The 19,150-nt window shown below is 61.7% G+C and carries 10 protein-coding genes; 4 read left to right on the top strand and 6 right to left on the bottom strand.

Annotated elements, in window-relative coordinates; genetic code table 11:
• Positions 1-95: 95 nt before the first annotated feature.
• Together LHF31_RS08360 and LHF31_RS08355 are read left to right on the top strand one after the other, a co-directional pair.
• On the top strand, positions 96-1,826 hold the full coding sequence (locus LHF31_RS08360; protein ID WP_298007863.1) for an ABC transporter ATP-binding protein: 1,731 nt from the start codon (positions 96-98) through the stop codon (positions 1,824-1,826).
• On the top strand, positions 1,823-2,668 hold the full coding sequence (locus LHF31_RS08355; RefSeq protein ID WP_298007861.1) for an energy-coupling factor transporter transmembrane protein EcfT: 846 nt from the start codon (positions 1,823-1,825) through the stop codon (positions 2,666-2,668). Before LHF31_RS08360 ends, LHF31_RS08355 begins: the two co-directional genes overlap by 4 nt.
• 6 nt (positions 2,669-2,674) lie before the next feature.
• On the opposite strand, the gene LHF31_RS08350 is transcribed toward LHF31_RS08355, so the two are convergent.
• The 3 genes from LHF31_RS08350 to LHF31_RS08340 all read right to left on the bottom strand — a co-directional run bounded on the left by LHF31_RS08350 (position 2,675) and on the right by LHF31_RS08340 (position 7,813).
• The gene (locus LHF31_RS08350) at positions 2,675-5,845 is read right to left on the bottom strand and encodes a two-component regulator propeller domain-containing protein (RefSeq protein WP_303774108.1); all 3,171 of its coding nucleotides are present in this window, start codon (positions 5,843-5,845) and stop codon (positions 2,675-2,677) included.
• Positions 5,846-6,029: 184 nt separating this feature from the next.
• Positions 6,030-7,202 (bottom strand): glycosyltransferase, encoded by a 1,173-nt coding sequence (locus tag LHF31_RS08345; RefSeq protein WP_298007858.1) that lies wholly within the window; start codon positions 7,200-7,202, stop codon positions 6,030-6,032.
• Positions 7,199-7,813, bottom strand: a complete 615-nt coding sequence (locus LHF31_RS08340) for a glycerol-3-phosphate acyltransferase (RefSeq protein ID WP_298007856.1) — start codon at positions 7,811-7,813, stop codon at positions 7,199-7,201. The genes LHF31_RS08345 and LHF31_RS08340 overlap by 4 nt, the downstream gene beginning before the upstream one ends.
• A 233-nt stretch (positions 7,814-8,046) precedes the next feature.
• Here LHF31_RS08340 and LHF31_RS08335 point away from each other — a divergent pair, with 233 nt between their 5' ends.
• Positions 8,047-11,445 (top strand): glycoside hydrolase family 2 TIM barrel-domain containing protein, encoded by a 3,399-nt coding sequence (locus LHF31_RS08335; protein WP_298007853.1) that lies wholly within the window; start codon positions 8,047-8,049, stop codon positions 11,443-11,445.
• Positions 11,446-11,448: 3 nt separating this feature from the next.
• Here the strand turns inward: LHF31_RS08335 and LHF31_RS08330 are convergent, their stop codons facing one another.
• Both LHF31_RS08330 and LHF31_RS08325 read right to left on the bottom strand, forming a co-directional pair.
• Positions 11,449-16,416, bottom strand: coding sequence for an MG2 domain-containing protein (locus tag LHF31_RS08330; protein WP_298007851.1), 4,968 nt, complete (start codon positions 16,414-16,416; stop codon positions 11,449-11,451).
• Positions 16,417-16,523: 107 nt separating this feature from the next.
• Positions 16,524-17,231, bottom strand: a complete 708-nt coding sequence (locus LHF31_RS08325; protein WP_298007849.1) for a hypothetical protein — start codon at positions 17,229-17,231, stop codon at positions 16,524-16,526.
• A gap of 94 nt (positions 17,232-17,325) precedes the next feature.
• Between LHF31_RS08325 and LHF31_RS08320 the strand changes: the two genes are divergently transcribed.
• Positions 17,326-17,784: a rhodanese-like domain-containing protein gene (locus LHF31_RS08320; RefSeq protein WP_303774105.1), complete on the top strand. Its 459-nt coding sequence runs from the start codon at positions 17,326-17,328 to the stop codon at positions 17,782-17,784.
• Between the two features lie 68 nt (positions 17,785-17,852).
• Here LHF31_RS08320 and LHF31_RS08315 read toward each other — a convergent pair whose 3' ends face one another.
• Positions 17,853-19,142: an ammonia-forming cytochrome c nitrite reductase subunit c552 gene (locus LHF31_RS08315; RefSeq protein WP_298005795.1), complete on the bottom strand. Its 1,290-nt coding sequence runs from the start codon at positions 19,140-19,142 to the stop codon at positions 17,853-17,855.
• Positions 19,143-19,150 lie beyond the last annotated feature (8 nt).

The raw sequence follows: 19,150 nt of genomic DNA, 5'->3' as shown, positions 1-19,150 counted from the left end.
TGCGGGGAGGATAAAAAGCAAGCGCAGGTAGATATGGCGGTTCAAGCGGCGGAGAGGTTTCCGCCGCTTTTTTTCTTCTGGTACAATCATCCCGCATGGACATTCATACCCCGCTGGCACACTTCGAGAAGGTCTCGTACCAGTACCCTCACCGCACAGATTTTGCCCTGCAGGAAATCAACCTGACCGTGCGCAAAGGCGAACTGCTGGGGGTGATTGGCGCAACCGGCGCGGGCAAAACCACCTTTTGCCTGACCCTCAACGGCATTGTCCCGCAATTTTACGGTGGGCGATTTTTTGGACATCTGCGCGTTGCCGGGCTGGACACCGTGGACACCCCCATCCATCAACTGGCGCGCCATGTTGGCATGGTACTGGAAGACCCCGAAACGCAGTTGATCGCCACCTCGGTGGAGAACGAAATTGCCTTTGCCCTGGAAAACCTGAACGTCCCGGCGGAGGAAATCCGCGCCCGCATCCCGCGCGTGCTGGAGATGGTGCGCCTCGAAAACCTGCCCAAACGCCATCCCTCGGAACTCTCCGGCGGACAGAAACAGCGCCTTGCCATTGCCGCCGCCCTGGCAGTCCAGCCCGATTTGCTGGTGCTGGATGAACCCGTCTCACAACTCGACCCGCAGGGAGCGCAGGATGTGTTTGCCGTCCTGCGCGAACTCAACCATACCATGGGCATGACCATCGTCATCAGCGGGCATGCCGCCGAGGAACTGGCAGAAAGCGCCCACCGTCTCATCCTGCTGGCAAAGGGTGCCATCGTAGCAGAAGGCACACCGGAGGAGATTTACGGCAACGTGCCCCTGCTGGAGGAATACGGCGTGCGTCCGCCACAGGTAGCAAAGACCTTCTGGCTGGTGCGCCATCTGCTCCCTCCCGGCGCATCCCTGCCGGTGCGCCTGTCCGAAGGGCTGAACCGGCTGAAAGACCTGCCGCGCCCTGTCCATCTACCTGCGATTCCTGCGTCCGGGGCAACCCGTCCCTCCGCCGAAGCGCTGATCACCGTACGCGACCTGCATCACATCTACCCCAACGGGACGCACGCCCTGTGCGGGGTTTCGTTCGACATTCACGCTGGAGAGTATGTGCTGATTGCCGGGCAAAACGGCGCGGGCAAGAGCACCCTGGTGCGCCACTTTGTCAACCTGCTTCAACCCACCCGCGGTGAGGTGCACTTTGCCGGGCAGGACACCCGCACCCTCTCCACCGCCGACGCCGCCCGGCGCATCGGCTATGTGGGACAGAACCCCGATTTGCAGTTGTTCAACCGCACAGTCGAAGACGAAATTGCCTTTGCCCTGCGTCATCTGCACTACCCCGCCGATGAAGTGCGCCGCCGCACCGATGAAGCCCTGGATGCTCTGCGCCTGAACGATGTGCGCCAGCGGCATCCCTTCTCCCTCCCCAAAGGCGAGCGCGCCCGTGTGGTCATCGCCGCGGTGCTGGCGCTTCAGCCAGAGGTGCTCATCTTTGACGAACCCACCACCGGACAGGATCTGGCGGGAGCCACCGCCATCCTCGACATCACCCGCGACCTGCACCGCATGGGCAAAACCATCCTGGTGATCACCCATCACCTGTACCTGATGCCGGGTTACGCCGAGCGGGCGCTCCTGATGAACAAAGGACATCTCCTGCTAGATGCCCCCCTGCGGGAAGCCTACCACAACCTTGCCGCACTGGAGCGTACCGCGCTGACCCAGCCGCAGGCGGTCAAACTGGCGCAGGCGCTGGAAGCGCGCTGGCAGGTCCCCCTGCCACTGCTCACCCCGCAGGAAGTGGCGCAGTGCTGGCTTGCGGAGGCAACGGAATGAGCGTCATTCTCTTCCAGAGCACCGGTAAGCGCACCCTCTTCCACCGCCTGGATTTTCGTTCCAAAGCGGTGTTGATGCTGGCGGTGACGGTGACTGCGTTCGTGTGGGAAGACCCGCTGGCGCAGGCAGGACTGGCGCTGGCGGTGTTCCTTGCCTGTCTGCTGGGCGGGGTGCGGTGGGCGTATCTGCGCGTCATCTTCCTGCTGATGACCCCGCTGTTCATTCTGCTCCTGCTCACTCATGGTTTTTTCAATGTCGAGCAGGTGCGTTCCCTGCTGGGGCGGGAACAGTTGACCTATCTCCTGCGTTTTCCCGAAAACTGGCGCCTCATCGGGGGCGGCGGGCTGACTCGCGAGGGTTTGCTCTACGGGTTAAATACCGTGCTGAAGACCCTCAGTGTGGTGATGATTGTGCCGCTGGTCATCTTCACCAGCGATGTGGATCAGGTGGTGGTGGGGATGGTGCGGGCGCGTGTGCCTTACACACTGGCATTCATCTTCTCGGCAACCCTGCGCTTCTTCCCTCTGCTCTTCGCCGAAGCCCAGACCATCATCGAAGCCCAGCGCCTGCGCGGGCTGGCAGTGGAGCGCCTGCGTCCGTGGGAACGGGTGCAGGTGTACGCGCGCATCGCCGTACCGCTCATTCTGGGGGCGCTGGTGCGCTCCCAGCAGTTAGAGGTGGTCCTGCAGTCGCGGGCGTTTTCGGGCAGCCCTCAACGCACCTTCCTGCACGAGTCGCGCCTCTCCGCCGCCGACCGGGCGGTGATGGCGCTGGCACTGGGCGGGATGGCGCTGGCAGTTGCCCTGCGCCTGCTTACAGGATTTGGCAGTTTCAGGGGTTAAGAAAATCTATCCCCCTGCCTGGGACGACTCTGTCTCCCCCTCCCCTTTCTTTTCCCCATCCAGCACCACGCAGTTGCGCCCACGGTGCTTGGCGGCGTACAGAGCGGCATCGGCGCGCCGAAGCACCTCATCGAAGCGCACCTCCTCATTGAGGGCTTTCACCGCAACCCCCACGCTGACGGTGACGGCAAAGCCATGCAGGTAGCGGGTTTGTTCCTCAATCATCCGCCGAATGCGCTCGGCAACCGAGCGCGCCTCACCCGCAGTGGTTTCGGGCATGTAGATGACGAACTCCTCTCCTCCATACCGGGCGACGATGTCACTCGTGCGCACATACTTACGTAACATGTCGGCTACCGTTACCAGCACCTGATCGCCAACCAGATGCCCGTGCTGATCGTTGATATTCTTAAAGTGATCCACATCCAGCAGGATAACGGCATAGCGGCGGCGCTCAGGCGGTGAGACCTGAGCGAATTCCTCATCCAGCGAGGTAAAGAAGAAGCGCCGGTTATACACGCCCGTCAGCGGGTCGGTACTCACCAGGTACTCCAGTTCGCGCTGAACGTTGATGCGTTCCCTGATTTCCTCTTCCAGTTTCTGGTTGGTTCCGCTCAACTCGCGGGTGCGATCTTCTACAGCGTGTTCCAGTTCACGCGTGCGGCGGCGCATCTCCGCAGTGCGCCAGCGGATAATCCCCACCACCAGTCCCCCCAGCGCCGCCAGCATCAGAAGGTAAAACGCCTGCGTTTGCCACCACGGCGGACGGATAACGATATGAACGGCGCGCGGTTTCTCACTCCACACGCCGTCGTTATTGGAAGCGCGCACCAGGAAGGTGTACGTCCCCGGGTTGAGATTGGTGTAGGTAGCAGAACGATGCTCTCCGGCGGGAAGCCAGTCGCGGTCGAAGCCTTCCAGTTTGTACTGGTAGCGGTTCTGGGCAGGGTTCTGGTAATCCAGCGCGGCAAACTCGATGGAAAAGACGTTCTGGTCGTAGCGCAGTGAAATCTCGGTGAGGGTGTTGATGTCCTGCGGGAGGACTTCGCCGCCCACCGGCAAGGGCTGGTTAAAGAGCGAAAAACCGCTGAAGACAATGGCAGGGGGCGTTTCGTTGCGCGTCAGTTGTTCAGGGTAAAAAGCGTTCAAGCCGCCCGGACCGCCAAACAGCAGTTCGCCATCAGGAGCACGGAAAGCGCTGTACTGGTTGAACTGATTGCTCTGCAACCCATCCTCAAGGGTGTAGGTGAGCACTTCCCCGCTGACAGGGTCCAGCCGTGCCAGCCCGCGCGCCGTGCTGAGCCAGAGATAGCCCGATTCATCTTCCAGAATGCCGTAAACCGTCTCATTGGGCAGTCCATCGGCAAGGTGATAGGCGCGAAAGCCGGGCAGAGCAGGATCGTAGCGGTTCAAGCCGCTCAACGTGCCCACCCACAGCGTGCCCTGCCGGTCGCGGTACAGCGAAAACACGGTGTTGTCGCTCAAACTGAAGGGGTTGGCAGGGTCGTGCAGGGCATGCCGGAACTCGCCGCTCTGAAAATCCAGATAATCCAGTCCGCCGCGGTGCGTGCCCACCCACAGCCCGCGATTGCCATCGGACAAAAGCACGTTGACGGTGTCGTCAATCAGCGAGGCGGGCTGATCGGCTTGATGACGGTAAGTCTGCGCCCGTCCGGTAGCGGGGTCAAACAGCACCAGACCAAACCCCAGCGTGCCCAGCCAGAACTTCCCCTGCCCGGCGGGGACCATCGAGGTTAAGAAGTTGCTGGGCAGACTGGCGGGATCGTCGGGGTTGCGCAGGTAGGTGGTAAAGGTCTCCGAAGGGATTTCCATGCGGCTCAAGCCGCCGCCGCTGGTGGCAATCCACAGCGTGTCGGGGTCGGCAGCATAAAAAGCCGTGATGGTATCGCCGCCCAGACTGCCGGGGTTGAGGGGGTCGTTGCGGTACACGGTCACCTCGCCGGTACGGCGATTGACCTTATTTAACCCACCGCCCTGTGTCCCCACCCAGAGAATGCCGTCGCCGCCCGTCCACAGCGCGAAGAGATTGCTGGTGCTCAGTCCATGAGGGTCGCCCGGCTGGGCTTTCAGCAGCGTGAAGCGCTGACGGGCAGGTGAGAGTTTGTTTAAACCGCCGTTGCGGCTGCCTGCCCACAGCACCCCCGAGCGATCCAGAAAGAGGCGGTAGATATCATCACTGCTTAAACTCTCCGGGTTATTTATGGATGTGCGAAAGGCTTCAAACGTACCGGTAATCGGGTCAAAGCGGTTAACCCCGCCCTTCTCGGTGCCCAGCCAGAGCATGCCGTCGGGCGTTTCAAGGATGTCCCACACGGTATCGTCGCTCAAACTGGCGGGATTGGCGGGGTCGCGGCGGTAGGCGGTGAACGTCTCAGTGACGGGGTCGAAGCGCACCAGACCACCAAAGCGGGTGCCCAGCCACAGCGTACCCCGGCTGTCCTCATAAATTGCCCAGACCTGTTCGCTGGAGATGGTGCCCGGTTTTTGCGCGTCGGGCAGAAACACGGAAAAGGTTTGAGACTGACGGTCAAAGCGGTTTAAACCGTAGCGCGTACCCACCCACAGAGCGCCGCGCGAGTCCTCGCCAATGCGCAGAACCCACTTGCTCAGCGGGCGGGAATCTGCCGGGGTGGGCAGGAAGTTGGTGAATCCCTGATCTTCGCCATCCCAGCGGCTCAAGCCGCCGCGGGAACCCACCCACAGCGTGCCCTGCGAATCGACAAAGAGCGACCAGACCGAATCGCTGGGCAGACTGCGCGGATTGCCGGGATCGTGGCGGTAATGGATGAAGCGCCGCAGGGCTTTGTCGTAGCGCGCCAGCCCGGCGCCATCGGTACCGAACCACAGCATGCCGTCGGGTGTCTCCACACCCGCCAGCACAATGCTGGACTGCAGACTGTAGGGATTTTTCGGGTCGGGGCGGAAAACGGTGAAGCGGTAACCATCGTACAGATTCAAGCCGTTCTGCGTGCAAACCCACAGGAAGCCATCGCGATCCTGCAGGATGCACATGGCGGCGGCGTTGGACAATCCTTCATCCACACTGATTCGTTGAAAGCGGGGCGGTAAAGATTCGGGGGAAGCGATGGCGTGGGCAGGGAGAACCGGTAAAAGCAGAATCGACAACAAACATAATAAGAACAACCGAATTTTCATGCAACTCCCTTACACAGGTACGAGAGGGAACAAACATGCCAATCTTACCATAATCTCTATATGTTTTCTTGATTTAGTGATGAAATTGTTATTTTTTTAATCTGTCCAGAAAAAAGGGCACGCGCTGGCGTCTTTCGCGCGTGCCCGGCGACCCTTTGCCAGTCAGCCTTTCCTTCAAGTTTTTTCACCATCGCAGGGCAGGACGGGAAAGGGTGCGCCCTTTCCACACCGCCTGCCCCCGCAGGGTGAAGACAAAAGAACGCACGGCAATCCCCACGAAGAGCGCAATGCTCACCGGGTAGAAGAGGATGACCACCGGCGGAAAGCGGAAGCGCATGGCGGCAATCACCCACAGGAAGAGCGTTTCCACCACCGCCACCTGCGCCAGCGCAGGGGGAAAATCGGTCAGAGGAAGGTGGAGTGCAGACCCCAGCAGAGCCAGCGGCGGCTCGAGGAAACAGACCGTCACCCACATCCACGCCAGCACGTACAGAAGGACATGGTAATCGAAGAAAGCGAAGACGTTTTTGGTAAAGCCGTCCACCGCCTCACGGAAATTGTGGTACATGCGGCAATGCACCTCATCCGTGGCATCCAGCAGGCGCCAGCGGAAGCCCTGCTCCAGAATCCGCCGTCCTAAAGCCACATCATCCACAGCATGATCGCGCACGGCGGCAAACCCGCCGATGGCTTCAAACGCCGAGCGGCGGAAGAGCATGAACTGTCCGATAGTTACCGAAAGCCCGCGCCAGCCCAGTTTTTGTGCCAGCGCCACCGGCAAAAACGAAAAGATGCCAAACCCCATCACCGGGATGATGAGTTTCTCCCCCCAGGTGAGGGTTTCCTCATAGGGAAATGCGGTGAGCAGGTCGGCGTCTTCCGCCATCTGGGCAGACACCGCATGGCGGAGCATGGCAGGGGCATGGCGGGTATCGGCGTCGGTGAAGAGCAGCAGTTCGCCCTGCGCCGCCTGCGCCAGTTGATGACATGCCCAGTGCTTGCCAAACCAGCCCGGCGGAAGGGGCGCACCCTTCAGCACGCGCAGATGGGAAAATTCACCCGCCAGCCGCTCCAGAATGGCGCCGGTGCGGTCGGTGGAATGATCGTCCAGCACCAGCACCTCGTAATCGGGGTAATCCTGTTTCAGCAGGGATCGCACACAGGCTTCAATGTTGTTCTCTTCGTTTCGCGCTGGAACCAGCACCGAGACGCGCGGAAACCGCTTCGGGGCGGGATAATCGCTCAGGCGGCGCACCAGAAAGAAGTTCGACAGCGCAATGATCACCCCCAGCGTCAGGAAAAAAAGCACCATCTGAGGGGAATGTTCAAAGAAAGGCAACAGGGGTACGCCGTTCATACCTCCCTCCGGGAGAGCAAATGTCCCACCCATGCCCTCGGGCGGGGGGCATGCGCCAGTTCACGACGGTGCGTCCAGCCGATGAGCACCATGTTCAGAGCGGCAAAGACGATCAGCGCGGGCGAGGTGCCCAGCCAGAGGGCATACGCCAGCAGTGCCAGCGTACCCGAAAACGCCGCCCAGGCGTGCTCTTCCTGAAGCGCCAGCACCGGCAGGGTGAGCGAAGCGTAAATGGGGAAGACGCGCGGACCAATCCACGCCAGCCACACCCCCCCGCTGACCGCCAGCGCCTTGCCCCCGCGGAACTGCAGGAACGGCTGTAAGGCGTGCCCCAGAATGGGTGAGAGCGCCACCGGAACCAGCGCCCACTCGCTCAAACCGGCGCGCTGTGCCAGAAAGAGCGGCAGAAAGCCCTTGCACAGGTCAAAGAAAACCGCCAGCAAGCCGATGCGCCATCCGCCTGCTTTCCAGGCGTTTGCCGCGCCGGGGTTGCCATCACCAATGGCGCGCACATCTCTACCGGTAAAGACCCTTGCCAGAATATAGGCAAAGGGGATACTCCCCATGGTGAACCCCAGCGCCATGAAAGACAGAATATTCCACGGGTTCATCCTTGCACCTCCCACAAAAGAATGACTGCATCCATGCAGTGCCAGTTTCCCGGGAGCAGATCCCGGCGCCCGTCCGCGCGGCACCTTTCTTCCACTTTACGCTCTGCTCCCGAATTTTTTATATTTAATAACACCTTTTTTCCCAAAGAGATAGGACTTTTGTCACCAGGGCACTCCCCCTTCCTGCCTTCCTCATGTACAATTACCCGTGATGCACGAAACAGGAGGCATTCATGGCACCTTTGAACGACTGGGAGAACCCCGCCGTGCAGGGCATCCATCGCGAACCCATGCACGCCGCTTTTCTGCCATTTTCCGACGTATCGGACGCACTGCGCAATGATCGCGAACGCAGTCCTTACTTCCTCTTGCTAAACGGTTCGTGGAAGTTCCTCTTTTCCCCTACCCCTGAACAAGCCCCACCCGGTTTTGAAGACCCCGCCTTTGACGATTCTGGCTGGGATACGATTCCCGTGCCTTCCAACTGGCAGGTGCTGGGATACGGCATCCCTCGCTACCTGGCGGCAAATTACGCCTTCGACACCAGCCGCTGTCCGCAGGTACCCCACGATACCAACGAGACCGGCTCCTACCGCCTGACCTTTTCCGTACCGGAAACATGGCGCGAGCGCCAGATTTTCCTGGTTTTCGAAGGGGTGGATTCGGCATTCTATGTCTACCTCAACGGCAGGAAAATTGGTTTCAGCAAAGACAGCCGCCTGCCCGCCGAGTTCAACATCACCCCCTATCTCAAAGAGGGCGAGAACACCCTGGCGGTGCGCGTCTTCCGCTGGTCGGATGGCAGTTACCTGGAAGATCAGGACATGTGGTTCCTCTCCGGCATCTTCCGCGATGTGTACCTGATGGCGCTCCCCCCGGCGCACATTCGCGATTTCGTCATCCACACCCCGCTGGACGGCGCTTACCGCAACGCCCGTCTGGAAGTGACCCTTTTCCTTAAAAACTACACTTCGCATTCCTTCCAGGGACTGACGCTGGAAGCCAGCCTGTACGACTCCAGCGGAAACCTCGCGCACGGGTGGGTGCGCTCCGCCACCTTTGACCTGCTCGGCGATGCCGAAGAAACCTTCGTACTCTCCGACGATGTGCCCGAACCCGCCCTGTGGACGGCGGAGACGCCCAACCTCTACACCCTCATCCTCACCCTGCGCGATGGACAGGGCAACCTGCTGGAAGTCCTGCGCCATCCGGTGGGCTTCCGCACAGTGGAGGTGATGGACGGTAAAATCTTCGTCAACGGCAGTCCCATCATCCTGCGCGGTGTCAACCGCCACGAGCACCTGCCGCAAAGCGGACATGCCATCACCGTGGAATCGATGATTCAGGACATCCTCTTAATGAAGCAAGCCAACATCAACGCGGTGCGCACCAGCCACTACCCCAACGACCCGCGCTGGTACGACCTGTGCGATCAATACGGTCTGTACCTGATTGACGAAGCCAATATCGAATCGCACGGTCTGTGGGATCGCTTTGCCAGAGACCCCGCCTGGCGCACCGCTTTCCTCGAACGGGGAAGCCGCATGGTGATTCGCGACCGCAACCACCCCTCGGTGATCATCTGGTCGCTGGGCAACGAATCGGGCTACGGCGAAAATCATGCCGCGCTGGCAGAGTGGATTCACACCCACGATCCCACCCGACCGGTGCATTACGAATCGGCGCGCAATGAACCTTACCTGGATATCCTCAGCGCCATGTATCCGCGCCTCGATCAACTGGTGGAGTACGCCACTGCCCCCGGCGAAACCCGTCCCTTTGTGCTGTGCGAGTACGCCCACGCCATGGGCAACAGCCCCGGCAACCTGAAGGACTACTGGGACATCATCGAGACCTACCCGCGCCTGTGCGGTGCTTTTGTGTGGGACTGGGTGGATCAGGGACTGGAGCGCACCACCCCCGACGGACGGCGCTGGTATGCCTACGGCGGCGATTTTGGCGACGCCCCCTCGGACTTTTCCTTCTGCTGTAACGGCATTGTCTTCCCCGACCGCACCCCGCACCCCGCCTACTGGGAAGTCAAAAAGGTCTATGAGCCGGTGCGGGTGGAAGCCGTGGACGCCCTGCAGGGACGCCTGCGCCTGCGCAACCGCTACGCCTTCCGCGACCTGAGCCACCTGACCCTGCACTGGCAGGTAATCAGTCAGGGTGAGGTCTGGCAGCGCGGAGAAATGCCCGCCCCTGCCGTGCCTGCCGGCGAACGCCGCGAGATCACCCTGCCGCTGGACGCCCTGCCCGATGAAAGCGAGCATGAGGTCTGGCTGGAGGTATCCTTCCGCCTGAAGGAAGACGAACCCTGGGCACCTGCCGGTCACGAAGTGGCATGGGAGCAGATTGCCCTGCCCATTCCGCGCAAAGCCGCCATCCCGGTGCCGCTGGAGAAAATGCCCGCGCTGACCGTCCAAGAAAATGGAGCGCTGGTGACCCTCAACGGCGGCGCGGCAACGGCGCGCCTCGACCGCGCCGCAGGCAGACTGGTCTCTCTGCAAATTGAGGGGCGCGAACTGCTGGCGCAAAGCCCGCGGGTGCAGATCTGGCGGGCACCCACCGAAAACGACCTGAACACCTGGGGCGAGGAACGCGCCGCCCTGCGCTGGCGCGCCTCGGGGTACGATCAACTGGAGGAAACCGTCTCGCAGGTGCTTTTCCGCATCCTCAGCCCGTACAGCGCCCGCATGGTGGTGCACTCGCGCCTGGCGGTGCCGGATCACGTCAACCTGCCGCCCTTTGAAACCGCCGAACAGCGCCTGCGCCTGTTCCAGAACGGCTTAAACGTGTACTTCGACGAGGCGGCGCTGGATGCCCTGATTGCCCGCGTGGGAATGGAAAAGGAAGTGCCGAAAGCGCCAGATAAGCCCGCCCGCACCCAGGCACTGGTACAGGTGATGGCACAACACGGGCGCATCGCTGACCTGCTGGAAACCGCCCGCGCCTTCCTGCTGGAGCGCGGACAGAGCCTGCCTTACGACGTGCAGGAACTGCTCTCCCGCGGGGTGAGCGATGTGTACCTGCCGCGCGCCGCCTTTGACCTGACCACCACCTACACCTTCTACACCAGCGGCGACCTGCTCATCGAGGTGGACTTTGCGCCGGCGGTGAGCGGACTGCCCTTCCTGCCGCGCCTGGGCATCGAAATGGCACTTCAGCCCGGTCTGGAACGGGTGCAGTGGTACGGGCGCGGTGCGCACGAAGCCTACAGCGACCGTCAGGAAAGCGCCCGCGTAGGGGTGTACGAGATGAGCGTGGATGATCTGTTTGTCCCCTACGTGGTTCCGCAGGAAAACGGCACCCGCAGTGAGGTGCGCTGGGTGTGCCTGCGCAATGAGGACGGGAAAGGGCTGGGCGCCTGCGCCGAAGCACCTTTCTTCTTCAGCGCTCACCACTTCACTGTGGACGATTTGACCCGCGCTCGCCACCCGCACGAATTAACCCGCGTGCCCGAAGTCATTCTGCATCTGGATCCGTTCCACTCCGGTCTGGGAAGCGCCTCGTGCGGTCCCGGCAGGCTGGAGCGCGATCAGGTGAAGGCGGAAGCCCACTACTTCCGCCTGCGCCTGCGTCCCCTGCACCCCGGCGACTCGCCGTGGGAATTGAGCCGTCAGCGGTTGTAAGGATTACGGGTTGACCACCAGCAACTGCGGCGGCAGTTCGCCCTGTTGTTGCGGGTTGTAGTAATCATATGCCAGCGCTGAGGGCGCCTGCGCCCGCAGGGGGAAGCGCGCCCGCAGGCGGTAACTGAAGGTGAAGGGTTCGCCGCCCTTCATGCCGGTAAGGTACACCAGCACCTGCCGACCGGTGAGTTCATAGCGTTCCAGGCGCGTCTCGGAAGGCAGTACATCGCCGTAGCGCGTCACCAGCGCGTCCAGGTCTTCGGTCATCACGCTGAAGCCGGGGGGAATGCCCAGGTCGAGCATCACCGCTTCGGCACGTGCGCCGGCAGGCTGGAGGGTGGCAGAAACCTGCACGGTGACGGTGTCATCCACGCTTAACTCGGTGCGGTCGTAACTCACCTGTAAATCCAGCCCTTCACCCACCGGGAAGAGATCAGGGTAGCGGCTCATCGCGCTCCACGGCAGATAGTAACTGCCCACCACCTGCGCCATCAGGTTGCCCTGCCCTTCCACGCGGATGTCCACTGCATTTTCGCGCCCAAGGGGCACATCCTCAAACGTCACCATCTGCACCACGTCGAAGTTGTCCTGCGTCACCTGCAGGGTGCGTACCTGCCCGCCGTTGAGGGTGATGGTGACGCGTGCATCCACCCGATCGCCGCCCGTGCGCATGGCTTCCAGCAGGGCTTTGAGCGAGAGCACGGTGGCTTGCGTGCTGTGCCAGGTGCCAAAGGAATCCTTTTGCGCAATCAGATATGCCAGCGCGCCGCTGGTCAGGTCGGGGTATTCCTGCGCGCGCAGCATTGCCAGCGCCACCAGCGCCGTAGTCTCAATACTGCCGGTCTGCCCTTCTGCGCCGGTAAACGTGGCAACCTGACTCTGCCAGAAGACCTGCCCACCGGAGCGTTGCGCCTGCGCCGCCAGCGCATCCAGCGCGGCGCGGGTAGCAGTGCCGGTGCCCTCACCCTGCGTGCGGTCGGCGGAGACCAGCGCATTGGCAACCAGGCCCAGCACGTAGGGGTCTTTCGCCTCGCCGAGGTGATCGCGCAGGTACGCCAGCCCTTTCTGAACGGCGGTTTCGCGCTCAAATCCGGCGTCAATCAAACTCCACACCACGTAACCGGTCACCGGCAGGCGGTCATTGCCCAACGACTGCCAGGTGTTTTCATGCACCAGACCGCGGTCGTTCTCCCACGAGCCATCGCCGGACTGCTGGCTCATCAGCCACTCAGCGGCGCGGCGCACCAGGGCATCATCCACCGGATGAACGCGCGCCATGTCGGCAAATTCCTGCAAGCCGTAGGCAGTCAGCATGCGATCAGCAGGCGGGTTGCCAAACAGCGAGAAGCCGCCACCCGCCACCTCAAACGTGGTCAGGCGCTGATAGCCCAGATTGATGTATTCCTCGGCTTTCAATTCCACTTCGGGAGCGGTTTGCCCGGAGGTGCGCAGGTAATCCAGCGCCAGCACGTTGGGGTAGGTAATGGAAGAAGTCTGCTCAAAGCACCCAAACGGCATGCGCAGGAGACTATCCAGCCCTTCCACCACCTGACTGAACACACCCGGATAAACCTTGACCAGCACCTTCTGCGTGCCGGCGATGGCTTCGGGCGGGAAGAAGAAAGTCTGCCGGATGGGCTTGTCCGCCTCGAGACGATCGGACGCGCTCAGGCGGATGGGTTTGCCATCGGGATAAACCTGCACCGATTTGAGGATGGCATCGGAGAGACGTGAGCCGTAAGCCGTCACTTTGAAGGGTTGATAGCCAAAATCTCTGGCGCGGATGCGGAAGTACGCCACGCTGACCTCGTTGGCGCCAATGGTCATGCTTTTTTCCGGCTCATCCAGCAGGTCAAACCACCCAGCTGGTTCCAGCACCAGACGCACGGTTTGCGGTTCGGGCAGATAGTTGTACACACCCACCGGCACGGCAATCTCATCGCCCACCGTCAGTGCCAGCGGCAGATCGAGGTCAATGAAGAAATCCTGGAAGACACGCAGGGGGGCATCCACACTGCCCAGCCTGCCATCGGCGCTGGATGCCAGCGCGGTGATCCGCCACGTGGTGATGCTGTCGGCGACGGGGAAGTTGAGGCGCAGGAATCCGCTGGAGTCGGTAACCGCATCGGGAATCCACAGCATGGTTTCGGGGAAGTACTGGCGCAGACGCGGGGCTTGCTGAGCGGTCTGAGCACTTTCCCCGCCAGCGGCTTTTTCCTCCACCACCATGGAAGGAACCGCCGTAGCCTGGGGCGCCAGCATCGGCACAGCCCCCAGCGCCTCCCGGCGCATGGGACCGGCAAAATCTTCCGCCGCGGGCGCCGGCGCCATCGCCGCACCACCTGCCAGGAGCACGCCCAGAGGCACCCACCCAACGGTGAGAGAAAGCGCCAGCGCCAGCCCAAACAGAGCCGGCACAAAGGCGCGCTCCCAGAGGAAGCCTGCCACGCGCACCCACTGGCTGAAGATCATCAACAGGAAGGCAATCAGCGCGGCAATGAGCCAGGCATCGGAGGGAATGCGATTGCTGAAACGCACCGCGATGAGGGATCCCAGGAAGGACAGAATGGTCAGCGCGGTGAGCAGGATTGTACCACCCAGCGTCCAGTTGCGGTGGCGGATGGCAACGCCTGCCATTCCCAAGATCCCCACCCCGCCCAGCAACAGGATGAGGAGAAGCCCCATTTCCAGATCGGAGAAGAGGAACTCCAGAAAGCGCATCAGCGACTCGCCGGGCGAAGGGCTCCAGAAAGCCCCTCCCCAGGGGATGACCATGATCAGCAGGAACAGACCCAGCAGAATGCCCGCCGCGGTAAAGAGACTGCGCCAGAAGCGTTTCTCCTGCGCCAGCGCACAGGTCACGCCAAAGACCACCCCCGCGGCGGCGAGCAGGAAGACGGGGAAGATCACCCTGCTCAATCGGTTAAAGAAGGCTGCCTGCAATTGCGCCGCGCGGTTGAGATTCTGCTGGCGCGAGGATGCCACCAGAGTGAAGGCGCTCTTGCCGCCCACGCGCACCGCCTCAGCCAGTGAAGCCCGCGCCGCCCGCTCCACGTCCTGGCGCAGGGTCGGCGAAACCTGCTCAAACCGCTGGCTGTACGCCAGGTCGGGCAGGGTGTAGCCGTGCAGGTCGTAGCGCGGGGTGAGGATTTCGGACTCTAGCAGGAAGTACAGGCGGGCAAAGCCGGGGTCTTGCTCGGCAAGTGCAAACACCGATTCGTCCACCACGGCAATGCCCAGCGCCGCGGCAACCCCTGCGCCATCGGCACCGCTTACCTGAACATCCAGTTGCGCATCCTCGCCGGGTCGGTAGGTATCCTTCCCGGGCTGGATGGCAAGGTTCAGGTCACTGGCGGGATCCACCACCACCAGACGGGTATCGCGGGTGATGGCTCCGGAGGGCTGAATCCTGTAAGCATGCACTTCCAGCGTGCCGTACATATCGGCGGAGAGATCCACCGCCACCCCGGCGCGCCCGCTCTCAATCTGCACACTGCGCGTGCTGATGGTCTGCCCGCCGCGCACAATATCCAGATAGACCGTGCCCTGCGCCTGCGTGCTGAAGACGCTCAAATTCATGGTCTCGCCCACCCGATAGACGGGCTTGTCCGGGCGCAGGAGGATGCTCTCACCGCTCCACTCGCCCTCAAAGCCCACCTCGCGGTAAGCGGTCGCGCCGCGGGTATCCTGCGCCTGCAGGGTCACGTACACATACGGATGCGGGGGAATGACGCGCACCTCGCCCAGCCCGTAGGCATCGGTCTGGACGGTGAAGGTGGTGTTGCTGTCGGTAAAGGTCACCTGCACGGTCGCCTGAGCAGGGGTGCCGTCGGGATAGCGGGTAAACAGGTAAAAGATGTTTTCCAGACCGGCGCGCACAAAACCGCCCTCGGGAACCATGTCCACCACCAGCCCGCTGGCGCTAACCGGCAGGGAGAGGCTGGCAGTCTCGGCGTGACGCGCTCCATCGGTGACGGTAACCTGCAGGTAGAAGCGCGCCATGCCGCCCTCGAACTCGCTTCCGGTCAGGTAAGCGGGCAGGTCAAACTCAAAGGCGTACTGTCCCTGGTCATCGGTGACGCCCTCCAGGGTGAAGACGGTGTTGCGCTGAACGTCGAAAGTGTAGCCTTCCAGGCGCACCTCGCCGCCGGAGACGGGTTTTCCAAAGAAATACCGCGCCGTCAACGTCCCGCTGACCCGCTGACCGGGCTGGTAGTACGCCCGCTCCGTCTGCATCTCCACTTTGAACTTTGGCAGGACGTAGCGCTCCACACGCACGGTCTTCTCGCTGATGGTGTTGCCCATCTGAGCGGTAATTTTGTACTCGCCGGTGTTGACCTCATTTGCCAGTTGAAACTCCGTCCATGCCGCGCCGTAGGATGAGGTGGTCAGGGTCTTGCGGAAGACCTTGTTGCCCTTGCCATCGGCAATGGTCAGGGTCATTTCGCGCGCCACTGCCGGGCGCAGATCAAAGGCATCCAGCACGAGCGCCCGCAGATAAATCACCTGCCCGGGCTGGTAAAGGGGCTTATCGGTGCTGAGCAGGATGCGGTATTCGCGCTCCACAGTCACCGACTGCTCCAGTTGATCCCTGCCCTGAGGGCTTCTGGAGGTAATCAGCAGAGTTTGCTCGGGGGAATCCACCAGCGGCACATTGAAAGTGGCTTCCACCACGCCGCTGGCATCGCTTCTGCCGTTGAAGAGTGTCAGGGCTTTGCCGCCGCCGCGCGGACGCAGGGCAAGGCTCACCTCGGCATCGGGAATGGGGTTACCCCTGACGGTATCCCGCACCTGCAGGTGCAGGGCTGCCTGCGTACCGGGAATGAAACGATTCTGCCCGACGACCACAATTTCCTGCTGAGGCAGGCGCCCCGGCAGATTGGCATAGTACACCACCCGCTCGACCAGCACCACCGCTCCGATCACCATCAGAGCGGTTAAGACCCACCAGACCAGGTTTTTTCGGGACATGGCTCTCCTCCTCTACCAGAATCATCCATAAGACGTTGGCGGGGTGAAAATGGTTTCCCCTCAACGGGCACGTTTTTTGAGCCATTGACCCGGTCGGCGGGATGACCTCACACGGTCTCGCGGAACAACCGCCTCGCCAGCCAGGCACTCCAGCCTGCGGCAATCAGCGCGCCCACCCACAGCGCAATCAGCGCTGCCAGCGGTTCCAGCCAGCCGATTTGCATGAGGACAATGCCCAGCACCGCCAGCGCATGCAGTCCGGCAGCGCCCAGAAAGACGCGCAGGGCTTGCCCGCCGCCCTGCGCCAGCCCCACTGCCACCCGCGCGGTCAGCGCGGCATGAAGCAGGGTGAAGGCAACCCGCTCAGCGGCATACCCGGCAAGGATGACCACCGAAGGGTCGGGGGTCGCCCAGTGGACATAGGCAGTCTCGCCCAGCGCAAACGCCAGCCCCGCCAGAACTCCCGCCAGAAAGGCGGAACGCTTCTCCTGAAGCAACTGGCGGGCAGGGGGGAAGAGCAACACCAGCGCCTTAACCCACTCCTCCAGCAAGGGCGGAAAGAGCCACCACAACCCCAGAAACCACCACGGCAGGTCGGCGCCCAGAAACGGCGGCAGGTTTGCCTGCGTGCCCAGATAATCAAAGAAAGGTGCACGGATGAAGCGGTTGAGCAGGTACGCCATCGGCAAAAGCGGTACCACCGCCCCCAGCACCGCCCACACCAGCACACGCACACGGCTGAGACCTGCCACCAGCACCACACATACCAGTGTGGCAGTCAGCAACAGCGCCGTGATCACACCCATGGATGCCATGCAGACCTCCCGTTGTGTAACCTTTTCCTTTGCTTTGCATCTCAACAACAGATACAATGATTGTATCAGCCTCGAAGGTGAGTGTGAGGGAAAAATGACACGAAAAAAACCGGTACAGACGAAAAAATCCGTCCCGCGGCAGGGGTTTCCCTGGTGGGCATGGTTGATCCTTGGGGTGGTGGTGGGGTTTGGCGCCATCGCCATCGCCACGCTGGCTCAGCCCGACCGTCAGGCAACCCTGCCCGCCGAGATCAGCGTTCAGGAAGCCGCCCAACTGCGCGAGGAAGGCGCTTTTGTGCTGGATGTGCGTGAGCCGGAAGAATGGAATGAGTACCACATCCCCGGCGCAACGCTCATCCCGCTGGGAGAACTGGCAAGTCGGGTGAACGAACTGCCCCGCGATCAGAAAATTGTGGTGTACTGCCGTTCGGGCAACCGCAGTCAGGAAGGGCGCGATATTCTCAAGCAGGCCGGGTTTACCGCCGTCACCAGCATGAGCGGCGGCATCAAAGCCTGGTCGGCGGCGGGCCTGCCCACCGTGACCGGTCCATAAACGGTTTCACAACAGCAAACGCTCCCGTCGGCTTGACGGGAGCGTTTTTGATTCCTGTAAAAGGGGACCTACTTGCTGGCAACCTGTACGGCTTGCAGGGCAGTCAGTTCCGCCTGACGCGCCAGGTCGGTTGCCGCGGCAAGGATGCGCAGGGCTTCGGTGGGGTTGTGGAAGCCCATGCTGTTCTCCGCCGCCACGTAATCCCAGCGCAGTTGCGCGGCGCGGTGCAGTTTGCGGGCTTCTTCCAGTTTGCTCTGGTCGGCATTGGGATTTTCAGACGCCGTCTTGATGGCATTGATTGCCGCCACCAGCGCCTTTTCGGTATTCTGCATGGTGTCGTAAACGCTCTTCTGGATGATGCTCACCCGCTCCACCACGTAGTTAACATCGGTATGGCAGGTGCCGCAGGAACGCGCCGGGTCAAGCAATGGGCTTTTGACGTTGTGGCTGGAGAACTTTGCCGCGCCGTCACGCATGTAGGGCATGTGGCAGTCGGCGCAGGCAACCCCGGCTTTGTAGTGGGTGCTGTTGGCGGTGTACATTTCGTATTCGGGGTGCTGCATCTTGATCATGCTGGCGCCCGATTCGGCATGTTTCCAGTCGGAAAAGCCAATTTCATCGTAATAGGCTTCCATGGCTTCCACGGTGGTGCCTTTGTCCCACGGGAAGGTGAGGTAACTGCCCTCTTTGGTGAAGTAGTACTCCACGTGGCAGTTGGCGCACACCAGCGAGCGCATCTCCTGGCGCGAGAAGGTGCGCCAGTCCTTGCCCTGTTCCTTCAGGGCTTCTTCCAGCGCGGGGTTGGTAACGATCAGGCGCATGGTCTCGGCGTCATGGCAGTTGGCGCACCCGACAGGATGATTAATCTTCTCCCCCAGTTGCTTGAAGGGGGTCCTGTCGTACTCCGCCATGCCCATCTCGCTCCACAGTCTGGGGCTGTCGGCGCTCTTGCAGGAATAGCAGGTGCCGGGGGTCTTATCCGAAAGGCGCGGGGTGTTCTCCACATCGGTCAGTGAGTTGGCATGCCCGCGGTCTTCCCCGTACCCTTTGGAAAAAGGATTTCCCGCAAAGAGAATCTTGAGCATGGGGTCTTTCTCCAGTTTTTCGTACGGCTCGGAGCCGCCGTAAGGGGTACGGGTGTTGTTGGTTTCGGTCATCATGAAGGTGGAGTACTGATTGGGGAAGTTCTGCCCCCAGATGGAACTATCGGGTTCCATGGCGGCAATTTTGACCACCGGCATGACCCCACGTTGAGGCGCAGGTTGATTGCGCAGGAAAATCAACACGCCAATCAGCAGGGCGCTCAGCACCACGATGATGCCGGTGAGAATGAGGGTGGTTCCGGTAAATTTCTTCATACACTCTC

The sequence above is a fragment of the Anaerolinea thermophila genome (genome assembly GCF_020723905.1).
GTDB classification, from domain to species: domain Bacteria; phylum Chloroflexota; class Anaerolineae; order Anaerolineales; family Anaerolineaceae; genus Anaerolinea; species Anaerolinea thermophila_A.
This window is presented reverse-complemented; position numbering and strand designations above follow the sequence as displayed.

Bases quoted from the DNA above. Each gene is read 5' to 3' on its own strand.
- LHF31_RS08360 (WP_298007863.1), top strand. From the start codon at position 96: ATGGACATTCATACCCCGCTGGCACACTTCGAGAAGGTCTCGTACCAG.
- LHF31_RS08335 (WP_298007853.1), top strand. From the start codon at position 8,047: ATGGCACCTTTGAACGACTGGGAGAACCCCGCCGTGCAGGGCATCCAT.
- LHF31_RS08340 (WP_298007856.1), bottom strand. From the start codon at position 7,813: ATGAACCCGTGGAATATTCTGTCTTTCATGGCGCTGGGGTTCACCATG.
- LHF31_RS08330 (WP_298007851.1), bottom strand. From the start codon at position 16,416: ATGTCCCGAAAAAACCTGGTCTGGTGGGTCTTAACCGCTCTGATGGTG.
- LHF31_RS08315 (WP_298005795.1), bottom strand. From the start codon at position 19,142: ATGAAGAAATTTACCGGAACCACCCTCATTCTCACCGGCATCATCGTG.
- LHF31_RS08325 (WP_298007849.1), bottom strand. From the start codon at position 17,231: ATGGCATCCATGGGTGTGATCACGGCGCTGTTGCTGACTGCCACACTG.
- LHF31_RS08320 (WP_303774105.1), top strand. From the start codon at position 17,326: ATGACACGAAAAAAACCGGTACAGACGAAAAAATCCGTCCCGCGGCAG.
- LHF31_RS08345 (WP_298007858.1), bottom strand. From the start codon at position 7,202: ATGAACGGCGTACCCCTGTTGCCTTTCTTTGAACATTCCCCTCAGATG.
- LHF31_RS08350 (WP_303774108.1), bottom strand. From the start codon at position 5,845: ATGAAAATTCGGTTGTTCTTATTATGTTTGTTGTCGATTCTGCTTTTA.
- LHF31_RS08355 (WP_298007861.1), top strand. From the start codon at position 1,823: ATGAGCGTCATTCTCTTCCAGAGCACCGGTAAGCGCACCCTCTTCCAC.